The 24,005-nt window shown below is 68.2% G+C and carries 29 protein-coding genes; 3 read left to right on the forward strand and 26 right to left on the reverse strand.

Annotated features, from left to right (window positions below; translation table 11 throughout):
* The first annotated feature begins 33 nt into the window (after positions 1 to 33).
* The 3 genes from HUK72_RS13830 (at position 34) to HUK72_RS13840 (ending at position 2,228) form a co-directional block, all read left to right on the forward strand.
* Entirely contained in the window at positions 34 to 882 is an 849-nt protein-coding gene (locus HUK72_RS13830; RefSeq protein WP_176592428.1) for an alpha/beta fold hydrolase, read from the forward strand.
* 102 nt (positions 883 to 984) lie between these two features.
* Entirely contained in the window at positions 985 to 1,932 is a 948-nt protein-coding gene (locus HUK72_RS13835) for a LysR family transcriptional regulator (protein WP_176597858.1), read from the forward strand.
* Entirely contained in the window at positions 1,929 to 2,228 is a 300-nt protein-coding gene (locus HUK72_RS13840; protein WP_176592430.1) for a hypothetical protein, read from the forward strand. Before HUK72_RS13835 ends, HUK72_RS13840 begins: the two co-directional genes overlap by 4 nt.
* A gap of 15 nt (positions 2,229 to 2,243) precedes the next feature.
* Here the strand turns inward: HUK72_RS13840 and HUK72_RS13845 are convergent, their stop codons facing one another.
* The 26 genes from HUK72_RS13845 to HUK72_RS13970 all read right to left on the reverse strand — a co-directional run bounded on the left by HUK72_RS13845 (position 2,244) and on the right by HUK72_RS13970 (position 23,909).
* A complete protein-coding gene (locus HUK72_RS13845) occupies positions 2,244 to 2,465 on the reverse strand; it encodes a DUF2274 domain-containing protein (protein ID WP_176592431.1) in 222 nt (73 codons plus the stop codon).
* Positions 2,462 to 3,658, reverse strand: a complete 1,197-nt coding sequence (locus HUK72_RS13850; protein ID WP_176597261.1) for a TrbI/VirB10 family protein — start codon at positions 3,656 to 3,658, stop codon at positions 2,462 to 2,464. The genes HUK72_RS13845 and HUK72_RS13850 overlap by 4 nt, the downstream gene beginning before the upstream one ends.
* Entirely contained in the window at positions 3,655 to 4,671 is a 1,017-nt protein-coding gene (gene trbG, locus HUK72_RS13855) for a P-type conjugative transfer protein TrbG (protein ID WP_176597262.1), read from the reverse strand. Before trbG ends, HUK72_RS13850 begins: the two co-directional genes overlap by 4 nt.
* Complete coding sequence (gene trbF / locus HUK72_RS13860; protein ID WP_176597263.1) at positions 4,668 to 5,351, reverse strand: conjugal transfer protein TrbF; 684 nt, start codon at positions 5,349 to 5,351, stop codon at positions 4,668 to 4,670. Before trbF ends, trbG begins: the two co-directional genes overlap by 4 nt.
* 3 nt (positions 5,352 to 5,354) lie before the next feature.
* Positions 5,355 to 6,740, reverse strand: coding sequence for a P-type conjugative transfer protein TrbL (gene trbL / locus HUK72_RS13865; RefSeq protein ID WP_176597264.1), 1,386 nt, complete (start codon positions 6,738 to 6,740; stop codon positions 5,355 to 5,357).
* Positions 6,737 to 7,042, reverse strand: a complete 306-nt coding sequence (gene trbK-alt / locus HUK72_RS13870) for a putative entry exclusion protein TrbK-alt (RefSeq protein WP_176597265.1) — start codon at positions 7,040 to 7,042, stop codon at positions 6,737 to 6,739. The genes trbL and trbK-alt overlap by 4 nt, the downstream gene beginning before the upstream one ends.
* A 9-nt stretch (positions 7,043 to 7,051) precedes the next feature.
* Entirely contained in the window at positions 7,052 to 7,768 is a 717-nt protein-coding gene (gene trbJ, locus HUK72_RS13875; protein ID WP_176597266.1) for a P-type conjugative transfer protein TrbJ, read from the reverse strand.
* Entirely contained in the window at positions 7,765 to 10,236 is a 2,472-nt protein-coding gene (trbE, locus tag HUK72_RS13880) for a conjugal transfer protein TrbE (protein ID WP_176592438.1), read from the reverse strand. Before trbE ends, trbJ begins: the two co-directional genes overlap by 4 nt.
* Complete coding sequence (locus HUK72_RS13885; protein ID WP_176597267.1) at positions 10,233 to 10,502, reverse strand: VirB3 family type IV secretion system protein; 270 nt, start codon at positions 10,500 to 10,502, stop codon at positions 10,233 to 10,235. The genes trbE and HUK72_RS13885 overlap by 4 nt, the downstream gene beginning before the upstream one ends.
* Entirely contained in the window at positions 10,502 to 10,798 is a 297-nt protein-coding gene (locus HUK72_RS13890) for a TrbC/VirB2 family protein (RefSeq protein WP_230188009.1), read from the reverse strand. The genes HUK72_RS13885 and HUK72_RS13890 overlap by 1 nt, the downstream gene beginning before the upstream one ends.
* 32 nt (positions 10,799 to 10,830) lie before the next feature.
* A complete protein-coding gene (trbB, locus tag HUK72_RS13895; RefSeq protein WP_176597268.1) occupies positions 10,831 to 11,817 on the reverse strand; it encodes a P-type conjugative transfer ATPase TrbB in 987 nt (328 codons plus the stop codon).
* A gap of 140 nt (positions 11,818 to 11,957) precedes the next feature.
* Entirely contained in the window at positions 11,958 to 12,377 is a 420-nt protein-coding gene (locus HUK72_RS13900; protein ID WP_176592442.1) for a CopG family ribbon-helix-helix protein, read from the reverse strand.
* Positions 12,374 to 14,386, reverse strand: coding sequence for a conjugal transfer protein TraG (locus HUK72_RS13905; RefSeq protein ID WP_176597269.1), 2,013 nt, complete (start codon positions 14,384 to 14,386; stop codon positions 12,374 to 12,376). The genes HUK72_RS13900 and HUK72_RS13905 overlap by 4 nt, the downstream gene beginning before the upstream one ends.
* Before the next feature lie 20 nt (positions 14,387 to 14,406).
* Positions 14,407 to 16,137, reverse strand: a complete 1,731-nt coding sequence (locus HUK72_RS13910; RefSeq protein WP_176597270.1) for a VirD2 family relaxase/mobilization nuclease — start codon at positions 16,135 to 16,137, stop codon at positions 14,407 to 14,409.
* Between the two features lie 259 nt (positions 16,138 to 16,396).
* Complete coding sequence (locus HUK72_RS13915; RefSeq protein ID WP_230187804.1) at positions 16,397 to 17,122, reverse strand: lytic transglycosylase domain-containing protein; 726 nt, start codon at positions 17,120 to 17,122, stop codon at positions 16,397 to 16,399.
* A gap of 211 nt (positions 17,123 to 17,333) precedes the next feature.
* On the reverse strand, positions 17,334 to 17,669 hold the full coding sequence (locus HUK72_RS13920) for a DUF736 domain-containing protein (RefSeq protein WP_176592445.1): 336 nt from the start codon (positions 17,667 to 17,669) through the stop codon (positions 17,334 to 17,336).
* A gap of 36 nt (positions 17,670 to 17,705) precedes the next feature.
* The gene (locus HUK72_RS13925; RefSeq protein WP_176592446.1) at positions 17,706 to 18,263 is read right to left on the reverse strand and encodes a S26 family signal peptidase; all 558 of its coding nucleotides are present in this window, start codon (positions 18,261 to 18,263) and stop codon (positions 17,706 to 17,708) included.
* Positions 18,260 to 18,781: a DUF2840 domain-containing protein gene (locus HUK72_RS13930; protein WP_176597271.1), complete on the reverse strand. Its 522-nt coding sequence runs from the start codon at positions 18,779 to 18,781 to the stop codon at positions 18,260 to 18,262. Before HUK72_RS13930 ends, HUK72_RS13925 begins: the two co-directional genes overlap by 4 nt.
* A 238-nt stretch (positions 18,782 to 19,019) precedes the next feature.
* Positions 19,020 to 19,913 carry a replication initiator protein A gene (locus HUK72_RS13935; RefSeq protein WP_176592448.1) on the reverse strand — a complete coding sequence of 298 codons (894 nt, stop codon included), beginning with the start codon at positions 19,911 to 19,913 and terminating at the stop codon, positions 19,020 to 19,022.
* A 6-nt stretch (positions 19,914 to 19,919) separates the two neighbouring features.
* Positions 19,920 to 20,186 (reverse strand): AlpA family transcriptional regulator, encoded by a 267-nt coding sequence (locus HUK72_RS13940; protein WP_176592449.1) that lies wholly within the window; start codon positions 20,184 to 20,186, stop codon positions 19,920 to 19,922.
* Positions 20,187 to 20,305: 119 nt separating this feature from the next.
* Positions 20,306 to 21,085 (reverse strand): DUF2285 domain-containing protein, encoded by a 780-nt coding sequence (locus HUK72_RS13945; protein ID WP_176597272.1) that lies wholly within the window; start codon positions 21,083 to 21,085, stop codon positions 20,306 to 20,308.
* A 159-nt stretch (positions 21,086 to 21,244) separates the two neighbouring features.
* A complete protein-coding gene (locus HUK72_RS13950) occupies positions 21,245 to 21,508 on the reverse strand; it encodes a DUF2285 domain-containing protein (RefSeq protein WP_176597273.1) in 264 nt (87 codons plus the stop codon).
* Between the two features lie 140 nt (positions 21,509 to 21,648).
* Positions 21,649 to 21,900, reverse strand: coding sequence for an XRE family transcriptional regulator (locus HUK72_RS13955; RefSeq protein WP_176592452.1), 252 nt, complete (start codon positions 21,898 to 21,900; stop codon positions 21,649 to 21,651).
* 200 nt (positions 21,901 to 22,100) lie between these two features.
* The gene (locus HUK72_RS13960) at positions 22,101 to 22,943 is read right to left on the reverse strand and encodes a DUF932 domain-containing protein (RefSeq protein WP_176592453.1); all 843 of its coding nucleotides are present in this window, start codon (positions 22,941 to 22,943) and stop codon (positions 22,101 to 22,103) included.
* A 211-nt stretch (positions 22,944 to 23,154) separates the two neighbouring features.
* Positions 23,155 to 23,451 (reverse strand): hypothetical protein, encoded by a 297-nt coding sequence (locus HUK72_RS13965; RefSeq protein ID WP_176592454.1) that lies wholly within the window; start codon positions 23,449 to 23,451, stop codon positions 23,155 to 23,157.
* A 17-nt stretch (positions 23,452 to 23,468) separates the two neighbouring features.
* A complete protein-coding gene (locus HUK72_RS13970; RefSeq protein ID WP_176592455.1) occupies positions 23,469 to 23,909 on the reverse strand; it encodes a hypothetical protein in 441 nt (146 codons plus the stop codon).
* Positions 23,910 to 24,005: the final 96 nt, after the last annotated feature.

Consider the following 24,005-nt stretch of genomic DNA (forward strand, 5'->3'; position numbering starts at 1 on the left):
CACCTTCATACCCCATTACATCTGGAGACGATAATGACCGATACCCTGGCGCCCGAAAGCCGGTTCGCCGATGCCGCCGATGGCCGCGTCCACTACCATAGCTGGGATAGCTGGGGCGAAGGACCGGCCATCATCCTGATCCACGGCGGTGGTCCGGGCGCCTATGGCTACAGCAATTATCGAAAGAATATCGGCCCGCTCTCGCGGCGCAACCGGGTCATCGTCCTTGACCTGCCAGGTTATGGCCAGTCCGCGCCGCGCGCTCAGCCTGACGGCCTCATCGTCGCGCTCGCCAATTCGGTGCGCGATGTCATGGACCATGCCGGCATAGAAACTGCCAGCCTGGTGGGTAACTCGCTGGGCGGCATGACGTCCCTGCGCTTGGCGCTCGACACCCCCGAGCGGGTCGACAAGCTGATCCTGATGGGGCCGGGTGGCGGTCTGCCGACCTTGTCGCCGTTCCCGACAGAAGGGTTGCAGCGCATGCTCGACTTCTATGGCGGGGAGGGACCGACGCTCGAAAAGCTCGCGCGGGTCACCGACCTGCTGGTTTACGACCGCTCATCGATCACATCGGAGTTGCTGGAGGAACGCCTCAGGATCGCCTCGCTGCCCGAGACGGTCGCCAATCCGCCCCTGCGCACCTTGATGGCGCACCCCAAGGACCATCTCTGGAAACAGGGGCTCGAAAGGCTCGCAAGCCCGACCCTCATCGTCTGGGGCGCCGAAGATCGCGTCCTACCGCTCGACGCCGGGTTCATCCTGCGCAAGCTCATCCCCAATGCCGACATGCACATCTTCTCCAAATGCGGCCACTGGGCACAATGGGAACGTCCCGACGAGTTCAACGCACTGGTGGATAACTTCGTTAATCACCAATAGCTGTTCTACGCTGAGCCAAATCACGCCCAAACCGGCGTGATCAATCATCATCAATGTATTTCCGATATATCTCGGCCCCCTTCGTATCATGTGAGCGAGCCGGTGATTGAATTGCGCCAGCTTCGCTACTTGATTGCGGCGGCCGAGGCGGGCAGCTTCAGTCGCGCGGCGCGCAGTATGAATATTAAGCAGGCCACCCTCAGCCGGCACGTCCTCGAAGTCGAGAAGCGCCTTGGTATGATGCTGTTCGACCGCAGAACGCGCGGCGCGACCTTGACGCCGAACGGCAAGACTTATCTGCGGACGGCCCAGCGTATCGTGAGGGAGTTTGAGGAGCTGAACGCTTGGGTCAGTGCTACAAAGAACGGCGAAATCGGCAAGCTGGCCGTGGGGTTCTACACGTCCTTCTCGGCCGGAAATCTGCGCGCCACCTTGAGCGAGTTCGGCGAACGCTATCCCGATGTGAAAGTGCGCGGATTCGAGCGCGACCGCGACTTGCTCCTTGCAGGAATCGAAAACAGTCTGCTCGATATCGCGATCATGATTGGCGACACACCTTATCCGGGGCTGATGAGCCGCTCCTTCTGGAGTGAACGCATATTGGTGGCGATACCGGAAGGCCACTCGCTTGCCGCACGCGACCGTATCCACTGGAGCGACCTGACCGGCGCACGCTTCCTGTTGACTGAGCGAGATCCCGGCCCGGAGACGCGCAACATGCTCTTGGGCAAGCTCGGGATGCCCGGCTACACGCCGGAGATCGACATGGACGACATCGGCCGTGACACGGTGCTGAGCGCCATCGCGCTTGGCGGACACATTTCGATCGTTGCGGAATCAGCGCTCGGCATTCAGGTGCCGGGAGTGGTCTTCCGCGAGATCCACGAAACCAACGGGCACATGCGGATCGGCTTTTCCGGCTATTGGCGCGAGGACAATGAGAACGCAGTGCTGCGCCGGTTCCTCGATTTCGTGGCCACGCGCTATTCGTTGCCGCCGATCCCTGCGCGGCCGTCCTCGCATCAGCAACCAGGAAAGGAGCCGTCATGACGCAAGGCAAGACACTCATCATCGTGCTGGTCACGCTCATCATCGGGTTCGGCGCGGGGTTCGTGCTGCGCCCGGTCATCAGCCCCGTCAGTCAGACGGCGGTCGGCACCGTCCCGACCGCACCTTCGGCCGAGGCGCGCGGAACACAGTATTTCGCGGCGCATCTGGATGAGGCGCGGCAAGTCGTGGCGCAATGCGCGGATGATTCGGCGCGCGGCGAGGAATGCGCGAATGCCCAGGCCGCTGTTACCGAGGCGGAAGGCCGAGCGCGCTTCAAGAAGTTCATGGGCAACTGAGGACCGCGCGGCCCATCAATTCCCCTGCGCGCGATGCCGGCGAAAGGCCCGGTCGGTTTCCATGAACCGGGCCAGCATCGGCGCGACCAGCTTTTCAGGCGGAACCGGCGGTCCCCCGGTCTCGCCCGCGAGCGCGGCGGCATAGGCGACAAGATCGCGGTGGATCGGCGCCGGCAGCTCCACGGTGAGCTTCACCGGCCTGTCGTCGGCCAGCGGCCCCAGCTTCAACTTCGTCATCGTGTCGCTCCAACAGGTTCGAGCACCAGGTCGCGGGTCAGAACGACCCGCAACGGATGGCCCGGCCGAATGGTGAGCGTCGGCTGCACGTTCAATTGCCGCCGCACGATCTGCTGGCCGGTCTGGTTGATGGTGTCCTGCGAGCCGCGGCGCAGCGCGCGGGTGAGGTCGTCGTCCTCGTCCGCGCCCAGCTCTGTGCCAACGCCGAGGAGTGTCGAGATGGCGGCAGCCTTGAGCAGATTGCCCCAATGCTGGTTCACGCGATCCTGCAAGCCGGCGAACCCGGCCGCGTCGGCGCCGGGCTGGCGCTCGAGAACGATCGAGGGGCCGTCCGGCAATATCAGCCGATCCCAGGCCAGCAGCACGCGGGTCTGCCCGGCGGCGATCTCGCTGTCATATTCGCCGATCAGGCGCGCGCCCTGCGGGATGAGGAGGATGCGGCCCGTGGGGCTGTCATAGACATTAGCCGTCACCTGGGCGGTGATCTGGCCGGGCAGGTCGGAACGGATGCCGGTGATGAGCGCGGCCGAGATGATGCTGCCGGCCTGCACGATGTTGGGCGATGCCGGAGCCGTAAGCCGCTCGACGCTCACCGTGCGCTGGCTGGACGCCTGGGCCATGAAGGCGCGCTTGGCGGCCTGGTCGCCCTGCGCCGTCTCGGCGGGTGGCGTGGCGGCAGGCGCTTCCGGCACAACCGCGATCTGCGGCATGGCCGCGCCCGCCCCTGCGGTCCCGCCGCCAAGGAACACGCCGCTCATGCGGGCGGCGTCGCGTTCCTGTTGGGCGCGCTGGCGGGCCGCTTCCTGGGCTTGAACGCGGGGATCGGACTGCGCGCCGACCGGCGGGACCGGCACATGCTCCCCGCGCTGCTGGGCGGAGGCGATCGGGCCGCCGAGATCGCCGGGAAGCGGAGGACCGAGCCGCGGCGCCTGGCCGTAATCCTTCGGCCCCGACGTAATCGTCTCGGCCGTGGCGCGGCTCTCGGTGCTGTAGAGTTCCTTCGCTTCCTTCTGGCCTGCCGGCTTGAGCGCATAGATCAGCGAGCCGCCGATGCCGAGGCCGGCGGCGACGCCGATAACGGCCAATGCCTTTCTCGACAGGCGCATGACACGGGGCGGGTCGCCGCGAAGCTGAAAGGCTTGCGGATCGGAGCGCGGCGGCTGCGGCGCGGCCGGTTCCACGGGATCGCTCACGGCCGCCGCCCCCGTCCATCGTCGCGCACGATGCGGACACGCTGCTCGCTGCGCTTGTCGCCCAGGCGCAACTCGGCGGCGGCGAACAGCCGGTCCACCACCATGTAGCGGCCATGGACGCGGTAGTTGACCAGCTCGGCGTCGCCGGCCGCGCCGGTCACGAACAGCGGCGGCATCTCGCCCTGCGAGATCCCGGCGGGAAACTCGATGAACACCTGGACGGAATCGTCGAAGGCGCGGACAGGCCTCCACGGCGCGCGGTCGCCTTCGATCCGGTAGCGGAAATTGAGCGCCGCCACGTTCACGCCGGTCGCCGCCGGGGCGGCGGATGCGGCGGCGGCGTTGCGCACCTGCAAGGCGATCAGGGCGTCGTGCGGATAGGTCCACGAGACCGACGCCATGTAGGTCGCGGCCGTGGCGCGCAGCTCCAGATGATAGGTGCGACGGTCGGTGTTGATGACGAGGTTGGTGGCGAGGTCGGACCGCGTTGGCTTCACGAGGATATGCACGCGGGCCGTGGCGCCGCTGCCGCTCACCGTGTCGCCGATGATCCAGCGCACGGTGTCACCGGCCGCGACCGGCCCGGCGCCCACAAGCTGTTCGCCCTCCTGTAAGGCGATGTCCGTCACCTGGCCGGGCGCGGCATAGACCTGATAGAGCGCGCCGTCGGTCCAGGGATATTGCTGGATGGCGTTGAGGAAGCCGTCGCGCACCGGCTGCACGCGGGCGGCGGCGTTCGCCGCGCCGACGCGGCTGCGCGGATCGGCCGGCTCCGGCGGTGATGCGCTTTGCACCACCGGCTTCAACTGGCCGGGAAGCGGCAGCGGCTCGGGGATCGTCACGACCTCGACTACACGCGAGGGCTCTGCAGCGGGCGTCGCCGCGATCTCCACCGGCGGATCGTCATAGGTGATGGCGGGCGGCTTCACCGAGGTGGTGGCGCAGCCGGCGAGCGCGGTGGCGGAGACCAGCAGGACCGCCGAGGCGGAGCGACGGAAAGGCGTGTGCGTCATTGCGACAGCTCCTTTGACCAGTTGAGGGCGTTGACGAAGACGCCGAGCGGATTCTTGCGCAGCGCGTCGGGCGTGCGCGGCGGCTGCACGACGATGGTGAGGATCGCGGACCAGCGTTCGGTGGCCGCGAGGCTGCCGTCCTGATAACGGCGCTCGGTCCAGGCGACGCGGAAGCTGTCGGGCGAGGCCCGGATGACGCTGGATACATCCACCGCGACCTGCACCTTGCCGACCTGCGTGAAAGGGTCGTTGCTGCGCGCATAGTCGTTGAGCGCCATCGCCCCGCGATCAGTCGTGAAGTCGTAGGCGCGTAGCCAGTTCTGGCGGACGATCACCGGATCGGCGGGGATCGCGCGGACCTGCTCGATGAAGCGGGCGAGATGGAACGCGATCTGCGGGTCGGTCGGGCGGTAGCCGGCGTCGGCCGGCGCGACCGCTTGCGCCTCGCCCAACCGATCGACTTGCACCACCCAGGGCACGATATGGCCGCGCGCCGACTGCCAGATGATGCCGCCGGTGAGGCCGCCCGAAAGCGCCAGCGCACCGAAGAAGGCGAGCCGCCAGTTCTTCGCCTGCACGCGCGCCGAGCCGATGCGGTCATCCCAGACCTGCGCGGCGCGCTGGTAGGGCGTGACGGGTTCGGCGGTCTGGCCGTAGCGGATGGTGGGGCGTCGGAACATGGGTCAGTCCTTCTCTTTGATGTCGGGACCACCGCCGCCACCGTGGCTGTCGCCCGCCTTCATGGTGTGGGCGAGGACGGTCGCGCCGTGGGTCATCGACTGGCGGTGTTTCATCGCCGCCGCCCAAGCGGGCGCACCCGAGGCGCCGGCGGCAGAGGAAGTGGTCGCCGCTCCGGCGGTCGCGGCGGCGGGCGCGGGCCCGCCGGTGATCGTGCCGCCGCTGGCGGTGAAGCCGGCGCGGACGCCCGCGCGGAAATTGGCCTTCATCGCCTCGCCGCCCTTGGCGGCCGCCTTGCGCAAGGGGGAGAGGACTGCGTTCGCCGCGCTTCCCGCCGCCGCCTGGCCGACCGCGGACATACCGCCCGCGACTGCGCCCGCGCCGCTCTTGCCCAGGGAGCCGAGGCTGTAGGCGCTGGTCGCTCCGCCTGCCATCTGAGCGCCACCCCGCGCGGTGGCGCCGGTCATCCGGGCGGCCGCGCCGGCGGCGGAACCAACCGCTCCCACGCCGAGCCGTGCTGCGGCTGCGCCGCCGACCAAGGCGCCCGCTGCCGCGAGCGCGGTGCCGGCCGCCGCGCCCGCGCCGAGCTGCGGGCCGCCCGAGACGATGCCGTTGGCGATGCCGGGGCCAAAAATCGCGAGGCCCAGCAGCGACAACGCGGCGAGCGCGATGGCCATGACCTGATTGATGTCGGGCGCGACACCGAGGTTCGCGCCGGTGAACTGGCTGAACAGCGTGGTGCCGATGCCGGTGATGACGGCGAGGACCAGCACCTTGATGCCGGTCGAGACGACATGGCCCAGCACGCGCTCGGCCATGAATGCGGTCTTGTTGAAGAAGGCGAAGGGCAACAGGACGAAGCCGGCCAGTGTCACCAGCTTGAACTCGATCAACGTGATGAAGACCTGCACCGCGATGATGAAGAAGGCGAGCACCACGATCACCCAGGCGAGCAGCAGCACGAGGATCAGCGCCAGGTTCGAGAACACGGCCCACAGGTTGGAAAATTGGCCCGCCGCGTCCATCAGCGGCTTGCCCGCTTCCAACCCCTTCGCGGCGATCATGCCGGGCTTCATGAAATCGGTGATCGACATCGCGCCGCCGCTGGCTTGGAGGCCGAGGCCCGCGAAGCTCTCGAAGACGATGGTGGCCAGGGTCGAGAAGTTGCCGATGATGAAGGCGAAGGTGCCGATATAGAGCGTCTTCTTGACGAGGCGCTGAAGCACGTCCTCGTCCGCGCCCCAGGCCCAGAACAGGCCGGCCAGCGTCACGTCGATCGCGATCAGCGTGGTCGAGAGGAACGCGACCTCGCCGCCGAGCAGCCCGAAACCGCTGTCGATGTAGCTTTGGAAAACGCCCAGGAAGGTGTCGATGACGCCGGTGTCGTTCATGGCGCGAAGCCTTCTTCGGACGGCGACGCGTCGCCGTCGTGCTCTGCGGCCGGGGCAACGTCGTCCTGGCGGAAGAAGCGGCGGCGGTTTGCGGCCCACGCCGCCTCGCAGCCGCTGTCCGGCATGGTCAGCGTGGCGCAGCGGTCAAGCTCGCGGGCGAGCCTGTCCTGCCCCTCGGGTGCGCGCACGGCAAAGGGCGTCAGGGCCACGGGCGCACGGTCATGGGTGACGGCGACGATCGCCACCGTCATCATCATGCCGGCCAGCGCCGCAATGCCCGCGATCTTCGCTGTGCGCGACATGGACGAGCCTCAGTTGCCCATGAAGCGGCGGAACCGCTCGCGCCCCTCGGCCTCTTCGGCGGCCTGACGGGCGGATTGCAGCGCCTGGGCACGGCCCTGTGCCGCGACTGCGGCGGTCAGGTCCGCGAGCTGCTGCGATTGCAGGGCGAGAAGCTGGTTGCCGGCCTGGGTCGCCTGGAGCGCGCCGGTCGCCGACTGGCTGGCCGAGACAAGCCCGTCCATCGTCGTGCGCGCGCCGTCGATATTGCCGACGACACCGGCCTGAACGCGCATGGCGTCCTCGAACGCCCCGACGCTATCCTCCCAGCGCGCGTTGGCGTTGGAGACCATCCGCGCGTGATCGCCGGTCAGCGCCGCGCCCTTGTAGCGATCGGTGAACGCCTCCTGGACATTTTGCACATCGTAGGCGATGCGCTGCGCTTCGCCGAGAAGCTGCTGGGTGCGCTGCACCTGCTGCTGCAACTGCTGGAGCGAGCTGAACGGCAGCGAGGCCAGGTTGCGCGCTTGGTTGATGAGGCCGGTCGCCTGGTTCTGGATTTGCTGGATCTGGTTGTTGATCTGTTGGAGCGACCGGGCGGCCGTCAGCACGTTCTGCGCATAGTTGGTGGGGTCATAGACGATGCCCCCGAACTGCGCGTGCGCGGGCACGGGTGCGATGGTCGGCGCGATGGCCAAGGCGGCGAGGACGCTGGCCACGAGGGCGCGGCGGGCGGGCGGCAGTTTCATGAGGAAATCTCCATGTCAGGCGTGAGAGGGAGTTCGGGCTGGCGGTCGGACACAGGTTCGGGCAGCAGCTCGACGGCCCAGGCGCAGCCGCGATGCCGCAGCCATTCAGCGGCGAAGGCGGATGTCCCGTAGGTTTCGATGATCTCGGCGATGGCGAGCTGGTCGGCCTTGGCCGAGGCGGCGGTGAAGGCCAGCGCGACCTCGCCCAGCCCCAGCTCGAACAGCCGGTTGCCGCGCCGCGACTGGCAGTAATAATCGCGCTTGGGCGTCGCCCGGCTGAGGATTTCGATCTGGCGGTCGTTGAGTCCGAACCGCTCGTAGATCGCCGCGATCTGCGGCTCGGCCGCGCGCTCGTTGGGCAGGAAGATGCGCGTCGGGCAGCTCTCGATGATGGCCGGCGCGATACTGCTGGTCTCGATGTCGGCGAGGCTCTGTGTCGCGAACACGACGCTGGCGTTCTTCTTGCGCAGCGTCTTCAGCCACTCGCGGAGCTGGGCGGCGAAGTCCGGGCTGTCGAGGACAAGCCAGCCCTCGTCGATGATAATGAGCGTGGGGCGTCCGTCCAGCCGGCCTTCGACCCGGTGGAACAGATAGGACAGCACGGCCGCGGCCGATCCGGCGCCGACCAGGCCCTCGGTCTCGAACACTTGCACATCGGCTGCGCCCAGCCGCTCGGCCTCGGCGTCGAGCAACCGGCCCCACGGCCCGCCGATGCAATAGGACGCGAGCGCCTGCTTGAGCTGCTGCGACTGGAGCAGCACGGCCAGGCCCGTCAGGGTGCGCTCCGACATGGGCGCCGACGCCAGTGAACCCAGGGCCGACCAGATATGCTCCTTGGCCTGGGGATCGACCGCGACGCCTTCGGACGCGAAGATCGCCGCCAGCCATTCGGCGGCCCAGGCGCGTTCGGCGGGATCGTCGATATGGGCGAGCGGCTGGAGCTGCACGCCATCGCCCGCCTCGTCGGCAAGCATCCCGCCCAAGTCCTGCCAGTCGCCGCCCATGCCGATCGCGGCGGCGCGGATGCTTCCGCCGAAATCGAAGGCGAAGACCTGTGCGCCTTCGTAGCGGCGGAACTGCATCGCCATCAGGGCGAGCAGCACGGACTTGCCCGCGCCGGTCGGGCCGACGATCAGCGTGTGGCCGACGTCGCCGACATGAAGGGAAAACCGGAACGGGGTCGAGCCTTCGGTCTTGCCGTGGAGCAAGGGGGGCGCACCGAAATGCTCGTCCCGTTCCGGCCCCGCCCATACCGCTGACAGGGGGATCAGGTGGGCGAGATTGACGGTGGAGACCGGGGGTTGGCGGACATTGGCGTAGGTGTGGCCGGGTAGGCTTCCCAGCCATGCCTCGATCGCGTTCATCCCCTCGGGAATGACGGTGAAGTCGCGGCCCTGGATGATCTTCTCGACCAGCCGCAACTTCTCGGCCGCGATGGCGGGATCGCGATCCCACACCGTCACCGTCGCGGTGACATAGGCCATCCCCGCATAGTCGGCGCCCAGCTCCTGCAGGGCGGTGTCGGCGTCGGCGGCCTTGTTCGAGGCGTCGCTGTCGAGCAGCGTGCTCGCCTCGTTGGTCATCACTTCCTTGAGGATCGCTGCGACGGACTTGCGCTTGGCGAACCACTCGCGACGGATGCGGGTGAGCAGCCTGGTCGCGTCAGTCTTGTCGAGCATGATCGCGCGGGTGGACCAGCGATACTCGAACGCCAGCCGGTTCAGCTCGTCGAGCAGGCCGGGAAAGGTGACGCTCGGAAAGCCGATGATGGTCAGCGTGCGCAGATGATGGTCGCCCAGGCGGGGCTCCAGCCCGCCGGTTAACGGTTCGTCGGCGAGCAGCGCGTCCAAGTGCATCGGGGTTTCCGGCACGCGCACGCGCTGCCGCCGGGTCGAGATCGTGCTGTGCAGATAGGTCAGGGTCTCGGCGTCATCGAGCCAGCGGACCTCGGGCACGAAGCCTTCGACCAGGTTGAGCACCCGGTCGCTGCGGTCGCTGAAGCCCTTGAGCAGCTCCCACGGATCGACGCCCGTATTCGCGCGGCCCTCGTAGAGCCAGGCTTCGGCCCGCGCGGCGTCCTCGGCCGGCGGCATCCACAGCAGCGTCAGATAATAGGCGCTCTCGAAATGCGCGCCTTCCTCGCGGAACTGTTCGAGCCGCTCCATATCGACCAGCGCCGACACCGGATCGGGAAACTCCGAGTCCGGGTAGTCGCGCGCCGGCGTGCGCTGCGCCTCGACGAAGATCGCCCAGCCCGAGCCCAGGCGGCGCAGCGAATTGTTGAGCCGCGCCGTGGTGGCGACCAACTCGGCGGGCGTGGCGCTGTCGAGATCGGGGCCGCGGAAACGGGCCGTGCGCTGGAACGAGCCGTCCTTGTTGAGGACGACGCCCTCGGCGATCAGCGCTGCCCAAGGCAGGAAGTCGGCCAGGTGGGCGGCTTTGCTGCGGTATTCGCGCAAGCTCATCATGGCTGCATCCAGCTCGGATAACGGAGGTGGCGGCGGGCCACGTCCACGAATTGCGGATCGCGGCGCACGGCCCAGACGGACAGCGCATGGCCGATCACCCAGATGACGAGGCCGGCGATCCAGAGGCGCAGGCCGAGGCCAATCGCGCCCGCCAGCGTGCCGTTGACGATGGCGAGCGCGCGTGGGGCGCCGCCGAGCAGGATCGGCTCGGTCAGCGCCCGGTGGACGGGGGCATAAAAGCCCGCGATCGGCTCGGCTGTGTCCATCAGACCAGCGCCCCGCCGCCAAACGAGAAGAACGACAGGAAGAAGCTCGACGCGGCGAACGCGATCGACAGGCCGAACACGATCTGAATAAGCTTCCGCGCGCCGCCCGACGTGTCGCCGAAGGCGAGCGTCAGTCCGGTGATGATAATAATCAGCACCGCTATGATCTTGGCGACCGGGCCCTCGATGCTTTCGAGGATCGACTGGAGCGGGGCTTCCCACGGCATCGACGATCCGCCCGCATGGGCCGGAACGGCGAAGGTTAGCGCGACGACGCTCGTAGTGGCGGCAAGCATGGCGCGGCGTGCGCCATGCCGAAAGGCATGGATCATGGCAGGTCTCCCGGTTGGGTGGTGGAAAGCGGCGTGAGGCGGTAGTCGCCGGTGGCCGGGTCGAGCCCTTCGACGCGGGCCAGCTCGGAGAGCCGGCGGCCGTGTCCGTCGCGGACCAGCACGGCGATGAGGTCGATGGTCTCGCCCAGCAGCGCGCGCGGGACCGTCACAACGGCCTCCTGAATGAGCTGCTCCATACGGCGCAGCGCCCCGAGCGCGGTCCCGGCGTGGATCGTGCCGATGCCGCCCGGATGTCCGGTGCCCCACGCTTTGAGGAGGTCCAGCGCCTCGGCGCCACGCACCTCGCCGATGGGGATGCGGTCGGGCCGCAAGCGCAGCGATGACCGAACGAGATCTGACAGCAAGACGACGCCATCCTTCGTGCGCATGGCGACCAGGTTGGGCGCGGCGCATTGTAGCTCGCGCGTGTCCTCGATCAGGACGATGCGGTCGGTGGTCTTGGCGACCTCGGCGAGCAGCGCGTTGACCAGCGTGGTCTTGCCGCTGCCGGTGCCGCCCGCGACGAGGATGTTCGCGCGGGATTCGACACCGTGCCGCAACGCCTCGGCCGCAGCCGGCGACATGATCCCGGCCGCCGCATAGTCTCCGAGCGTGAAGACGGCGACGGCGGGCTTGCGGATCGCGAAGGCCGGGGCCGCGACAACAGGCGGCAGCAATCCCTCGAACCGCTCGCCCCCCTCGGGCAGCTCCGCCGAGACACGGGGACTGCGAGCATGAACCTCGACGCCGACATGATGCGCGACCAGGCGCACGATGCGCTCGCCATCCGCGGCGGTTAGCGTCATGCCGGTGTCGCTGATGCCTTTGCCAAGCCGATCGACCCACAGCCGACCATCGGGGTTCAGCATCACCTCGATGACGGCGGGATCGTCGAGCCAGCCCGCGATCGACGGTCCCAGCGCCGTGCGCAGCATCCGCGCGCCGCGTGTCCTGGCCTCGGAACGGATCGGTTGGACGGTCAAGTGAAGGCCCCTGAAATGGGCCGGGCGTACCGCCGCCCGGCGTCAGGGGCACATCAAGAGAGACAGCAAAGGCCAGGATTCAACAAGTAAATGCGGACGTCGTAGTCTGGCGAAGAAAGACAGGGAGCGGCGTAGGCGGCTCATTCTTCTTGAGGCGGCAAGTCTTCGCTGATCTCCTGCCGGACTCTCGGACCTTTCGCGAGTCGACGGCCCAACGCCTCCATGAAAGCGTCGTAGCGATCACCGCCCTGGCGGCGCATGGCGGCCCGCTCCGCTTCGGGCGGCGGCGGCGTGTTCGACAGCCAGAAGCGCACGAACAGCGCAATCATCTCGACACCGATCCCCACATCACGCTCCAGCCGGGTCGTGCGCCGGTCCAGCCGGTCGAGCCGCTTGGCGATGGCTGCTTCGCGCTGCTCGTCGGCGTCAGGCGACAGGAATGAGGCGATGGCGGCCTCGGCGACCAGGGAGCGGGATTTGCCGCGCCGGTCGGCATAGGCCGCGAGCGCGTTCATCAGCTCGGGGTCGAGATAGACCGAGAACGGCGTCTTGGTGCTCATAGCTCGATGCCGTCGCCGGGATCGAGCGACGCCCTCTGTGCGAGCCCCTGCATCTGGCGACGCACCGCCGCCTGCCGCGCCGCGTCGGTGTCGGTGTCGGCCTCGATTTCGTCCAGCTCGAACTCGTTGGCGGGCGCAGGCTTGGGCGGGGGCGCAACGTCGATATGGCGTTCCATGTCGGGCTGGCGGCGCAGGCCCGTATTCGCCGCGTCCTCATCCTCGCCGGCGGTCTCGTGCGGCTGGTCCTGCTGCGGCTGTTCGGGTTCCGGCGGCGCAGCGATCGGGGACAAGCCGCTCCAGTCGTCGGGACGTGGCTTGCCAGCGCCGGCCTTCACGCCCGGCGGCGGTAGCACCCTTTCGGTGAACCGCCGGTCCTTATAGTAGCGGACCTTCTTCGCCCGGATCGGCGCGATGCCCGCGACCATGACGATCTCGTCGTCGGGCGGGAGCTGCATCACTTCGCCGGGGGTCAGGAGCTGGCGGGCGGTCTCGGAGCGCGACACCATCAAATGCCCGAGCCAGGGCGAGAGGCGATGCCCGGCGTAATTCTTCATCGCCCGCATCTCGGTCGCGGTGCCCAGCGCGTCCGATATGCGCTTGGCGGTGCGCTCGTCATTGGTGGCGAACGACACCCGCACATGGCAGTTGTCGAGGATCGCGTTGTTCGGCCCATAAGCCTTTTCGATCTGGTTGAGGCTCTGCGCGATCAGGAAGCTCTGGATGCCGTAGCCGGCCATGAACGCCAGCGCGCTCTCGAAGAAGTCGAGCCGCCCCAGCGCGGGAAACTCGTCGAGCATCAAGAGCAGGCGATGGCGCGATTGCCGCGCCTGCAAATCCTCCGTCAACCGCCGTCCGATCTGGTTGAGGATGAGGCGGATGAGCGGCTTGGTGCGCGAGATGTCGGACGGCGGCACGACGAGGTAGAGCGTCGCCGGCCGCTCGTCCTCGACCAGATCCTTTATGCGCCACTGGCAGGTCCGCGTGACCTGCGCGACGACGGGATCGCGGTAGAGGCCCAGGAACGACATGGCGGTGGACAGCACGCCGGATCGCTCGTTGGCGGATTTGTTCAGCAGCTCGCGTGCAGCGCTGGCGACGACGGGATGCACACCGGCTTCGCCCAGGTGCGGCGTCGTCATCATGGCATGTAGCGTGGACTCGATGGGCTGGCGCGGGTCCGACAGGAAGGCGGCGACACCGGCCAGCGTCTTGTCCTCGCCCGCATAGAGGATATGGAGGATCGCGCCCACCAGCAGCGCGTGGGAGGTTTTTTCCCAATGATTGCGCTTCTCCAAACTCCCTTCGGGATCGACCAGCACATCGGCGACATTCTGCACGTCGCGCACTTCCCAGGCGCCCTTTCGGATTTCGAGCAGCGGGTTGTAGGCGGCCGACGCGGCGTTGGTCGGATCGAACAGCAGGACGCGCGCGTGCTGTGCGCGGAAGCCGGCGGTGAGCTGCCAGTTCTCGCCTTTGATGTCATGGACGATGGCGGAGCCCGGCCAGGTGAGCAGCGTCGGCACGACCAGGCCGACACCCTTGCCTGATCGCGTCGGCGCGAAGCACAGCACATGCTCGGGGCCATCATGCCGCAGATAGTCGGGCCCGAGCCGCCCGAGCATGACGCCGTTCGGCCCGAGCAGCCCGGCTGCGCCGACTTCCTTGCGCGCCGCCCAGCGCGCCGAGCCGTAGGTCTGGGCGTTCTTCAGCTCGCGTGCCCGCCATACCGACATAGCGATGGCGACGACGATCGCGGCGAACCCGCCAGAGGCGGCGATGAAGGCGCCGGTCTGGAATATCTCCGGCGCATAGGCGTCGAACGAAAACCACCACCAAAAGAAGGCCGGCGGCGGATAGACGGGCAAGTCGCCGAGCCTGAACCAGGGCGGGCCGAGTTCCGGCTGATAGGCCAGCGCCGCGGCCGTCCACTGCGTCGCCGCCCAGACCGCGGCGAGCACGATCAGAAAGACGGTGATGACCTGGCCCCATAGAATCTTGGTCGCGGACATGAACTATCTCCTTTGCCGGCTCACAGGCCGAGCCCCCGGCCGCGCCCGAGCGACCAGTCCACGCCGCCGTCGCCGCGCATGACGCCCGAGATGTGCTTGCCGATCTGGCGGTCGAGCGAGGGGGACCAGGGCACGAGCTGGAAGCCGAGGCCGTTGTCGATCATGGCGAAGCGGCCCGAGGCCAGCGTCAGGCGCTGGCGCACGGTGCCGGCGACATACTCTCCGGCCTTGGACGGTGTGTGCCGCAGGCCGATCTCGGCCGACAAGTCCTTAGCGGTCGTGTCCAGCTCGCGCCGTTTGAGCGTGTCGAGCAAGTTGCGGGCGAAGATGATCCGCTGCCCCTGCCGCCGCGCCAGCTGCTCGTCGGCGAGATGTTCGGCGCGCGCCTCCATCGCGGCGCGCACCTCAGTCCCGAACCCGCCGCCAAGATCGCGGCCATCACCCGACAGGTTGCGGCGGTCGAGCCAGGTGGCGCCCGGCGCGCGGACCTGCGCCGACAAGTCCATGTCCGAGCGCACGGCCAGCGCCACCCGCCGCCGGCCCTTACGATCCTCGAAATGGCGCAGCTCGACGATCGCGCCAGGCCTGCAATCGCCGGTCGCCTCGATGTCGGAAAAGCGGATGTGGTGGGTGCGCCCGTCGATGCCGTCCACGATCGCGTAGCCGCCGCCGGTCAGCTCGTCATGCAGGCCGCGATCGACCAGCCTGCCGACGACGGGCTGGGCGGGATCGGCGTCGAGCACGTAGCTGGCGGCGCCCCGGTCGATGCCGCGGTCGCTCATCGCCTTGTGCATCCGCTTGATGATGTCGCCGCGCTCGGCCAGCTCGCGCAAGCCGGCCTGCGCATCGCCCGCCAGCGTCCACTGGCCGGGCGCGATCTCGCTGGCGAGGCCGAGACCTTCCAGCTTGCGCAGCCGTCCCATCCGCAGCGTGTGTTCGCCGTCCGGCCGAACGCCCGGCTCGGGCGCCATGTTGATTACGCCATCCCGCTGCAGGGTGCGTGATAGATCGCGGTCGATCTCGGTCCAGCGTTCCGCCTCGACCTGACGCTCCAGCGATTGCCGGATGTCGAGGTCGCTGCGCAGGCCCAGCTCGCGGGTGACGATCTCGCGCGCCTGCGCTCGCAATCCCTCGCCGATATAGTCGCGCGAGATGACGAGGTTCTGCCCGTCCTCGCCGACGCCGCGCACGATGATGTGGACGTGGGGATTGTCGGTGTTCCAGTGCTCGACGGCCCGCCAGTTCAGGCGCGTGCCGAGATCCTTTTCCATCCGCGTCATCAGTTCGCGGGTGAAGCCCTTGAGGTCGCGCACCTGCTCCGCGTCCTCGGGCGAGACGATGAAGCGGAAATGGTGCCGGTCGTTCTCGCAGCGTGCCGCGAACGCGTTGCGGTCCAGGCCCTCGGCCTCGGCGCCGAACAACACGCCCTTCTCGCCGTCGCGGGTGACGCCATCGCGTTGCAAATAGTTGAGGTGGGCCGCAAGCGAGGCGCGGCCGCCATGCCGGACGACGCGGGCTTTGACGATGACTTGGCGCGATCGGTGGCCGAGCCGATGGGTGGCGCGCAGGCTGGCGACCCGGCCCCGCCCGAAGGTCGAGCGGCCGGGCGCGATGATCCGGCCCCGGCGCGAGACATGGCCGCCGGCGCGCTGGGCGGCGACGAGCGCCTGGGCGATGATAGGCAGCGCGCGCTGGCCGCCGCGCGAACGGATGCGACCTAGCCGAATGCGGAAATCGTCGTCGCCGCTCATGGCGCGAGGCTCCGCAATGTGCGGAAAACCGTGATGTTTGCTGGTGTTCGGCGCTCGCCGCACATTGCGCGTTTCGCGCGCACATTGCGCAGCAGTGGCCAAAAGCCTTGAGTATCAAGGCTCCGACCGGGGCAAAATGGCATCGCACATTGCCGCCCTTTATCTTGCCCTCGTTCCTTCCCCTGCAAAGTCAGAACCTTCACCCCTTCCGGCGCTGCGAAAGTCTGCGAGGCAATTCGCCAGAGGGCGCCGCAGCCGCTCATTGCGCGGCTCGGCCGGAAAGGGAGACGAACAGGCCGGCCTGACGCGGCGACACGGCGGCCACCGCGATAGCCGCAGGATCAGCAGGCGGATGCTCTGGCGACACGGCGGCGACGCCACGTTCAGCGTCCGACTGCACCTGCGAAACCGCGCCCGAGCGTGCCGTGAACAATGCGGCGCGACGCCAGGCGAACGGGTCAGGCGGCGGTGCGGCGGCAAGCTGGGTGTCGGGCGAACCGCCAGTGATCGACGCCAGCTTTGCGAGATAGGCGCGCGTCTCGGCGGGCAGCGGACGGCCATGCGAGAGATGCTCGTCGGTGCGACCCGGCCCGGCATTGTAGGCCGCCAGCATCGCCGTCACGTCGCCATAGCGATCGTGCAGTTCGCGCAAGTAGGCCGTGCCCGCCATGATGTTGTCGCGCACATTGAAGGGATCGGACCCGAGCCCGTAACGCGCGCGCAGACCGGCCCAGGTGGCGGGCATGATCTGCATCAGACCCCTTGCGCTAGCGGTCGAGACCGCGCGGGCATCGCCGTTGCTTTCGACGCGCATGACCGCCCATATCCACGCCTCCGGGATGCCGAAACGACGCGCGGCGTCGGCGACGTGTGCGGCATAGGGATGACTCGCCCTCGCCCGCTCGGCCGGCGCGTCCTGCGCCAGCGCGGCGACCGGCGCAGCGCCGGGCGACAGCAGCAACAGGATCGCAAACCAAGCAGGCAATCCGCCCTCGCTCCGACGCCAGCCTGCCAGCGTGCTCGCTGCGGCCAAGGGTGCGCGCGAAGCGCCGGCCGGGGGCCGCCCTGGACCTTCGCTGCGGGCCCCGGCCGGCCTGCGACCGAGTGGGACAAAGGGATGAGACGCCTTTCCCGCGAACAAAGGGATGACCGGAACAACGGCGATCACCGCGGTGCTGACGGTGGAACGCACGGCCTCAGTCCTGCTCGCGGCGCTTCTGCGGACGGTTCCACCGCAGCGACCAGGAGGATTGGTCGCCGTCGTTCTGGAACAGGGCGGCGCGGATCGGCTGCACGAGGGCGGGATCGTCGAGGCGCAGCGAGACATATTCGCCGGCGCGCTCGCCGGTCTCATTCCAGCCCGCGCCGACTTCCGGCCCGTCCTCGCTGTCGCCGAGATGGACGCGCCAGTCAGGCATGTTCTCGCCGTCTTGGCGGTCGGCCGGCACGAGGCAGAGCGGCGCGTCGAGCGTCAGCGTATGGATGCGGCCCTCATAGCCGTGGCGGGTGCGGGTGAAGCTGCCGATCTGCATGGGATACTCCTTTCGTTGGCAGGGTGGTTGCAGGGGTCATGGCCGCAGGCCGCGCCACCGCAGCGGCGTGTCCGGCGTGTCGCGGGTCAGCAGCGGGGTTGCCCGGCCGAGCAGCGTCGAGGCCGGCAGCGCGCCGAAATAGCGGCCGTCCATGCTGTCGGGGACGGTTGGATTGAGCAGCAGCAGTTCGCCTGGCTTCAGCGTCCGGCAACCCTGCCAAGCGGGCAGAGCACGGCCGCGGCCGTCCCGCGCGCGGGCGACGGCGACGGGCCGTGCGTCGACGCTCACCGCGCCGCCCTTCCGGCATATGCGTTGTCCGGCTTTCGCCGCGACATGCTTCAGCAGCGGCACCCCCTCGGGGAGATAGCGGCGAGCGGCCAGCCAGCGGGCCAGCGGCGGAGTCGGCGTCACGGCGACCAGCACGCCGGCCGGCGGATCGCTGTCGGTCTGTATCCGGTAGAGCCCGATCGGCGCGCTGGCGCTGGCGTTCCAGATGAGCCGCGGGCGCGGATCGAAAATCGCCACCGTGACAAACATTCCGGCGAACAACTCGCCCGCCAGCACCGTTGCGATGACATAGCCGAGGCGCGTCATCCCTCGATCTCCCGGCGCTTGAGCCAGGCGCGATGGCGCTCGATCGTGTAGGGTCGCGGCTGATGACCGCCGGCGATACGGTTGTGGACGTGTCGCCAATGATCGGGCGCGGCGTCGCAGGGATCGACGCCGGCCGCCTCCACCGCGTCGATCGCGGCGAGCACCTGGGCGACCTTCGGCCAGCCCTCGATCTTGAGCAGGATGTCGCCGCCCGGCCTGACGAACGGCAGCGTCGTGTAGGGCTCGCCCGCCGCAACCGCGCGCACCACGTCGATGCGCGATATGATCGTGCCGAAATCGTTGGACGCCCAGCGGACGAACGCGAAGACGGCGCCTGGCCGGAAGCTGGCGACGCGCGTGCGGCGTGTGGTGATGCGATCCTGCGCGGCCCGGCCGAAGCGTATCCAATGCTCCAGCTTCTTCTCGATCCAGGTCAGCTCGACATGGGTGAGGCCGTCGTGGGCCAGCGCGCTCAGCGCGCCACCGCCGCGTGGGCCGGCGGGCCTGTCGGGATTCATTGGCGGTCTCCGGGATTAGGGTGCGCAGCGCGCGTGTGGCGCGCGGCCTTCAGCGCCGGGCTGTCCACAGCCGCGCGCGCCGTTAGCAAGAATCCGAAGGATTCTTTTCTATTAGCACCGTTAGAAGGGAGTCGATTTCGCGAGGATTTCCGCAGGTTTGCGAGGACCGCGCGTTCCCGATAGTCCGTGTCCGGCGTTCCCGATCGTCCGAATCCGCCTGTTCCTGATAGTCCGAGCCTCATGGCCGGTTATCCACAGGCTTGAGGCCGACGCGGCGCACGGCGGCGTCGAACGGATCTTGCGCGATCGGGGTGAAGGTCAGCCGGTCGCGGCCGAGCGCATGTTCGAGCGCGAGGACGTAGCCGGGCAGCGGTTGACGGGCGACGATGCCGCGCAGCTCGAACGCGAAGCGCCGGAGCGGCGAGAGCACACCCGATTTCAGATGGAGGTGCGGAACGTCGAAGCTCCAGCCGCCGTGCTGGCGGCCGCCATGCTTGCGGACGATGCGGTAAAGCCAGCGCTCCAGGCCGCCGGTGAGATCGAAATAGGCGCGGTCGATCGTCAGGACGAGCGCGCGATCCAGCACGCCGGCATAGAACCAGTCCGCCAGGATCAGTTCGATGCCGAGCGCGCGACCATTGCCGTCCGCCCGCTCGCGCCATTCGTTGATCCAGGAAAAGCGATGGCGCCGGCGCTGATGCTCCTGCCGGATCGAAGTGGCGACCGTCGTGGATTGCAAACGGTCGAGCGCCGCCTTCAGGCGCTCGTAGCTCGCCTTGCCGAAGCCGCGCCGGGTGAACGCCAATATCTCGTGCGGCGTCGTCGCCATCAGGCGCGAGGTTGGCCGTCCGGCATCGCGCGCCTCGATGAGCTGGCTGGCCGCCCAGATCAGCACGTCGGCGTCCCAAATAGTCGCCATGCCGTGCTCGGGCACGGCTTCGACCGAGATCCAGGTCGCGCCCATGCGGAAGTCGATCGGCGCCGCGCGCCTGGTCTTGGCGAGGCTGAAGAACGGCCAGGCCATCAAGTCCTGCGCGTCGCGGACGGCGAGGTCGCCGGGGACGGAACGGAACAGCTCAAGCTGCGTCCGCTCGACGCTGGACCGGTCAGACGGGGACGACGCGGCGGGCATGGGTGCTCAGCGCCGCACGCAATCGGTGGGCAGGCGCTTGGCGGGGTAAACCACGCCGGCGCCGGGATCACAGGTCGAGCGGCGGGTGCCAAGCGCCGCCCAGGCATCGAGGTCGTCGATCGCGTAGACGATGCGGCCGCCGAGTCGGCGGAACACCGGCCCGGTGCCGAAGCAGCGATGTTTCTCCAGCGTCCGCGCCGACAGGCCGAGATGGATCGCCGCATCGGGCGTCTTGAGATAGCGTGGCGTCGTGACGGCGACAGGCTCGGCCATGATGATCCTCCTGATGATGGCCGGCTCCGAAAAGCGGGGCCGGCGGACAGGAGGCGATGGTGGCGAAATGACCCCAAGCCGAAGAAGGGACAAAGTCGAGGGGGTCGGGAATGTCCCCCTCAACCGCCGCGCAGCAAGCGGATATAGCCGCCGTCGCGCAGCTCCACGGCCTCGGCGATCCATCGGCTGATGCGCTTGCGCTCGCGGCTTTCGGTCCAATCGGCGGCGTTGTAGGCGCAGACGTCGCCGTCGATCAGCGCGGCGGCCAGCTCCTTGCGGGTGGCGCCGGCCTGAAGGCCGTCGAGCACTTGCAACAGCGTGAGCAGATGACGCCGCCGGAAGGGCGTCGGACGCAAGGGCGGCGGCCCGGCCGCCAAGCCACCCAGGCGGCGGGACAGCCGCTCGGCGGCCGCGAGGCGGGTGATGGGATCGCTCCCGATCGGCAGCATCATGGCCAGCGGCCGGTCGAGCGAGCCCGACACCCAGAGATGCGCGTCGCCATCGGTGTCAGCGAGGATGAGATGGAGGAAGTCGCCGATTCTCGTCCGCGCGCGAACGGCGCCCAGCATTTTCATGTCGAGGCCCGGGACAGCGCCGATGTCGGGCAAGGCCGGCGCCAGGACGATGCTGGCCGGGGACAGGTCCGGCCGCGCCACCGCCAGCTTCGGATCGAAGGCGAAAGCCGGCGCGGCGTGGAAGCTGATTCCCCAGCGCCGCACCAGACCGGCGGTCGCCTCGTCTGCGGTGATCGCGCCGCGCTTCACGCGGCCGAGCGCGCGGTGGTAGTCGGTGCGATACTGTTCATTCCGGCTGACGTAGCCGATGGCGATGTCGGAATATTGCAGCGCGTCGTCCCCGGCTTCGTCCGGGGACACGCGCCAATCCTTCTCAGGCGGCATCGTAACCCTCCCAAGCATGGCCCTCTGGGGAGCGCGTTGGAAGATGTTCTCAGGCTCGCCGTTGGCGAGAAGCCCTGCCGAGCGGGCGAGCGCATAGCGGATTCAAGTCAGCGTTTTGACTGGCTTTTCCGAACCGCCGGCGGGCGGCCAAGGTCGATTCTACGACCCTGGCGGACGCAGATAATGGCGGTAGCCGGTCTCGCTCATCCACCGGGCGCGAGCGAGATGGGAGTCGTGGACGAGGCGCGCGCGTTCGGGTTCGGCGGCCGGGTCGATCCCGAAGATGATCCGCACGGCTTCGCGCCAATCGGCTTTTTCCTCGGCGGCATCGAGCAGCCGCCAATAGGTCCGATGATGGCGTTCGTCATACTCGGTGACGTGCGGCGCATCGGGCGCGCGGTCCTCGAAAGCGGCTATCGCCATCGCCTCGCTCCGCCTTCAGCCATTGCCCCCTGCGCGTGCCGATTCACCAAACATACACCATAATGGATCGAAATAATCGCCCCGACGCGGCTATGGCCGAGTCATGTCGAGGGGATAATCTACTCAACAGCAAGGCCCGTTTACTTCCGGGTCTTCTCCAGAGCCTCGCGCACCACCATCAGGCCTTCGCCGCGATCCGAATCGAGAAAGACGACGCCAGCCGCCTCCAGCGCCCTGACCACCTGATGCCGCGTGTCTTCGCGCACGGGCAGGCCGCTCTCTGACTCGACGCGCTTCAGCGCGGTCAGAGCAACAAGGGCCTTGTCGGCAAGCATCTCCTGTGTCCAACCGAGAAGCGCGCGTGCGGCCCGCACTTGGCGGGAAGTGATCATGCATGACCACCTCCACAAGCAACGCGCTGTACGCCATGAAAACGACTATTATAGTCGTCTTGGGATAATGTGAATATACGCGCTCATGAAAACGGCCGCGCGGCCGTCGCCGATCCGGGTCGAGCCGGATCGGCGCAAATCCATAGCTGCCGGGAAGCCTAAAGCCGCAGGGCCGAAACCGGCCCTGCGGCGGCGCGTGGTTATCCCGCCTTCAAACGCTGCATGCCTTCGGCCAGCGTCCAGAGCGCGCGATTAAGGGTGACGTTCTGGTCGATGCCGTTGATGGCGCGGGTCTGGCTGCGGCGGATGCGGCCCTCGGCATTGCGCTTGCGGCCATGCAATCCGCCACGAACGACGTTTTCCTGAATGACGTTGAACGTGCTCCACAGGCTGGAGCCTACATCCTCGCGGCGGCGCGGCTCGATGATCTGCTCGGGACGAAGCGGGCTTTCGTCCTCGCCATAGCGGGCGACCAGGCTCACCTCGCCGAGCAACCGCCGCTCGTCATCGGAAAGCTGCGTCGCTTTCATGCCCTCGCTGGCGTCGATCAGGCGCGGGAAATCCTCGGCAACGGTATAGACGCCTTCGATGATGTCGTCCTGAATGTTGCCCTTGTGGGGGACGCGGACTTCCTCGAACCGCTCGCCCGCGATCATGCTGTTGGTGCAGACGAAGCGCAGCATCCCGGCGAACATCTGATAGGCGCTGGTCCCGTCATGGCTGTTGACGATGATGACCTCGGCGGCCTCGGGCTTGCCGATGCCGTCATCGCGGCGCAGGCGCAGCATGTGCTTGGCGTGACCGTGGCGGCCGCCGTCGCGGGGGACGGACTGGACGGCGAAGAACGGGAACCACCCTTCCCGGCGCAACCCCTCCACGATGTCGATGGTCGGAACATAGACATAGCGCTCCGAACGGCTGTCATGCGCCTCGCGGGCGAAGATGGACGGGACGTGCCGATACAGCGCCTCGTTGTCGAGCGCCTCATAGCCGCTGATCTGGTGGGCGTTGCGGCCGAACCGGGTCGCGAGTTGATGATACATGGTCGGTTCCTTCCTTGGGCTTGGGTTTCCGCGCAGCGGAGCGCCGCGCTGAAACCCTGCCCGTCGGCGAGACCGGGGGTGCAAACGGAGGGGCGGCTTCGCGGGGAACCGGCTGCACGGAACGCGAAGCGTGGAGGAAGCTGGGCGGAAGCTGATCCGAAGTGCGCCAGGGGCAGCGCCCCAAGCACCGCGCCGCGCCAGCGGCGCCGATCTAGAGCATTCGGTCCCGGCTAGCGGGAACGACCGTAGCTGTTCGCTTTCGGAAATAGACCCGCTCCGTTTTGGGCTCGGCGAGGGCCTCGAACCCGGCATCCAGCCAGGCCCGGCGTTGCGGCGCGCTGCAATCCGCATCTCCCTTAGCGCACCACCATTCAGGCTCGGCCGCGCCACGCGGCAGCAGGCCGCCGATGATGCTCTCGATCTGCGCGAAGCCGAGTTCGACGTCCTCGGCGTCGTTACGGACTTTCCACCGTCTCAGGAAAGCGCCCAGCGCATCGTATTTGCCCATCCCGACGTTCCCGCCTTTCAGCTCGGGATCGTCAAGCGGATGCGCGTCGGATCGAGTTGGTGGTTGGGATAGCCGGTGGGACGGCCCATCGTCAGCGCCATCATGATCCGGGTCGAGCAGATGGCACAGTCGAGTGCGGATGCCACGCCGTCGGCGCAGTCGATGCAGGCGCGGCGGGGCTTTGAGCCGTCGAGCAGACCGATCAGCAGATGTTCGTCGTCGGACAGCATCACTCCGCCCACAGCGATCGGTCGGCCAAGCGCGGCTTCGCATAGCGCCATCAGGCTGGCGAACACCGGCGCGAGCATCCCGCAGTCGTGGGGCGACAGCGTCATGTAAAGCCGTTGCTGAACGGGAGCGCGCGCATCGCGCGCCGCGCGCCAGCAGCGGGCGGCGGCCGTCACCAGCTCGTCGGGAGCGGGAATCGCCTCGCCGCGTGCGACGGTCGCGTGCATCATGAGACCCGCCTCAACGCCAGCCGGCCGGCGCCGACGAGCAGCGTCGTCACGGCCGGCAGGCTGGTCGTCATTGATCGGTCCTGCCGGGCGGTCATG

Source organism: Sphingobium sp. 15-1 (assembly GCF_013375535.1).
Lineage (GTDB): Bacteria > Pseudomonadota > Alphaproteobacteria > Sphingomonadales > Sphingomonadaceae > Sphingobium > Sphingobium aromaticivastans.

What these genes read in the sequence shown, in the direction of transcription:
- HUK72_RS13830 (WP_176592428.1), top strand. Translation starts at nt 34, where the DNA reads ATGACCGATACCCTGGCGCCCGAAAGCCGGTTCGCCGATGCCGCCGAT.
- HUK72_RS13840 (WP_176592430.1), top strand. Translation starts at nt 1,929, where the DNA reads ATGACGCAAGGCAAGACACTCATCATCGTGCTGGTCACGCTCATCATC.
- HUK72_RS13845 (WP_176592431.1), bottom strand. Translation starts at nt 2,465, where the DNA reads ATGACGAAGTTGAAGCTGGGGCCGCTGGCCGACGACAGGCCGGTGAAG.
- trbG (WP_176597262.1), bottom strand. Translation starts at nt 4,671, where the DNA reads ATGACGCACACGCCTTTCCGTCGCTCCGCCTCGGCGGTCCTGCTGGTC.
- trbF (WP_176597263.1), bottom strand. Translation starts at nt 5,351, where the DNA reads ATGTTCCGACGCCCCACCATCCGCTACGGCCAGACCGCCGAACCCGTC.
- trbL (WP_176597264.1), bottom strand. Translation starts at nt 6,740, where the DNA reads ATGAACGACACCGGCGTCATCGACACCTTCCTGGGCGTTTTCCAAAGC.
- trbK-alt (WP_176597265.1), bottom strand. Translation starts at nt 7,042, where the DNA reads ATGTCGCGCACAGCGAAGATCGCGGGCATTGCGGCGCTGGCCGGCATG.
- trbJ (WP_176597266.1), bottom strand. Translation starts at nt 7,768, where the DNA reads ATGAAACTGCCGCCCGCCCGCCGCGCCCTCGTGGCCAGCGTCCTCGCC.
- trbE (WP_176592438.1), bottom strand. Translation starts at nt 10,236, where the DNA reads ATGATGAGCTTGCGCGAATACCGCAGCAAAGCCGCCCACCTGGCCGAC.
- HUK72_RS13885 (WP_176597267.1), bottom strand. Translation starts at nt 10,502, where the DNA reads ATGGACACAGCCGAGCCGATCGCGGGCTTTTATGCCCCCGTCCACCGG.
- HUK72_RS13890 (WP_230188009.1), bottom strand. Translation starts at nt 10,798, where the DNA reads ATGCTTGCCGCCACTACGAGCGTCGTCGCGCTAACCTTCGCCGTTCCG.
- HUK72_RS13900 (WP_176592442.1), bottom strand. Translation starts at nt 12,377, where the DNA reads ATGAGCACCAAGACGCCGTTCTCGGTCTATCTCGACCCCGAGCTGATG.
- HUK72_RS13905 (WP_176597269.1), bottom strand. Translation starts at nt 14,386, where the DNA reads ATGTCCGCGACCAAGATTCTATGGGGCCAGGTCATCACCGTCTTTCTG.
- HUK72_RS13910 (WP_176597270.1), bottom strand. Translation starts at nt 16,137, where the DNA reads ATGAGCGGCGACGACGATTTCCGCATTCGGCTAGGTCGCATCCGTTCG.
- HUK72_RS13920 (WP_176592445.1), bottom strand. Translation starts at nt 17,669, where the DNA reads ATGCAGATCGGCAGCTTCACCCGCACCCGCCACGGCTATGAGGGCCGC.
- HUK72_RS13925 (WP_176592446.1), bottom strand. Translation starts at nt 18,263, where the DNA reads ATGACGCGCCTCGGCTATGTCATCGCAACGGTGCTGGCGGGCGAGTTG.
- HUK72_RS13930 (WP_176597271.1), bottom strand. Translation starts at nt 18,781, where the DNA reads ATGAATCCCGACAGGCCCGCCGGCCCACGCGGCGGTGGCGCGCTGAGC.
- HUK72_RS13935 (WP_176592448.1), bottom strand. Translation starts at nt 19,913, where the DNA reads ATGCCCGCCGCGTCGTCCCCGTCTGACCGGTCCAGCGTCGAGCGGACG.
- HUK72_RS13940 (WP_176592449.1), bottom strand. Translation starts at nt 20,186, where the DNA reads ATGGCCGAGCCTGTCGCCGTCACGACGCCACGCTATCTCAAGACGCCC.
- HUK72_RS13945 (WP_176597272.1), bottom strand. Translation starts at nt 21,085, where the DNA reads ATGCCGCCTGAGAAGGATTGGCGCGTGTCCCCGGACGAAGCCGGGGAC.
- HUK72_RS13950 (WP_176597273.1), bottom strand. Translation starts at nt 21,508, where the DNA reads ATGGCGATAGCCGCTTTCGAGGACCGCGCGCCCGATGCGCCGCACGTC.
- HUK72_RS13955 (WP_176592452.1), bottom strand. Translation starts at nt 21,900, where the DNA reads ATGATCACTTCCCGCCAAGTGCGGGCCGCACGCGCGCTTCTCGGTTGG.
- HUK72_RS13960 (WP_176592453.1), bottom strand. Translation starts at nt 22,943, where the DNA reads ATGTATCATCAACTCGCGACCCGGTTCGGCCGCAACGCCCACCAGATC.
- HUK72_RS13965 (WP_176592454.1), bottom strand. Translation starts at nt 23,451, where the DNA reads ATGGGCAAATACGATGCGCTGGGCGCTTTCCTGAGACGGTGGAAAGTC.
- HUK72_RS13970 (WP_176592455.1), bottom strand. Translation starts at nt 23,909, where the DNA reads ATGATGCACGCGACCGTCGCACGCGGCGAGGCGATTCCCGCTCCCGAC.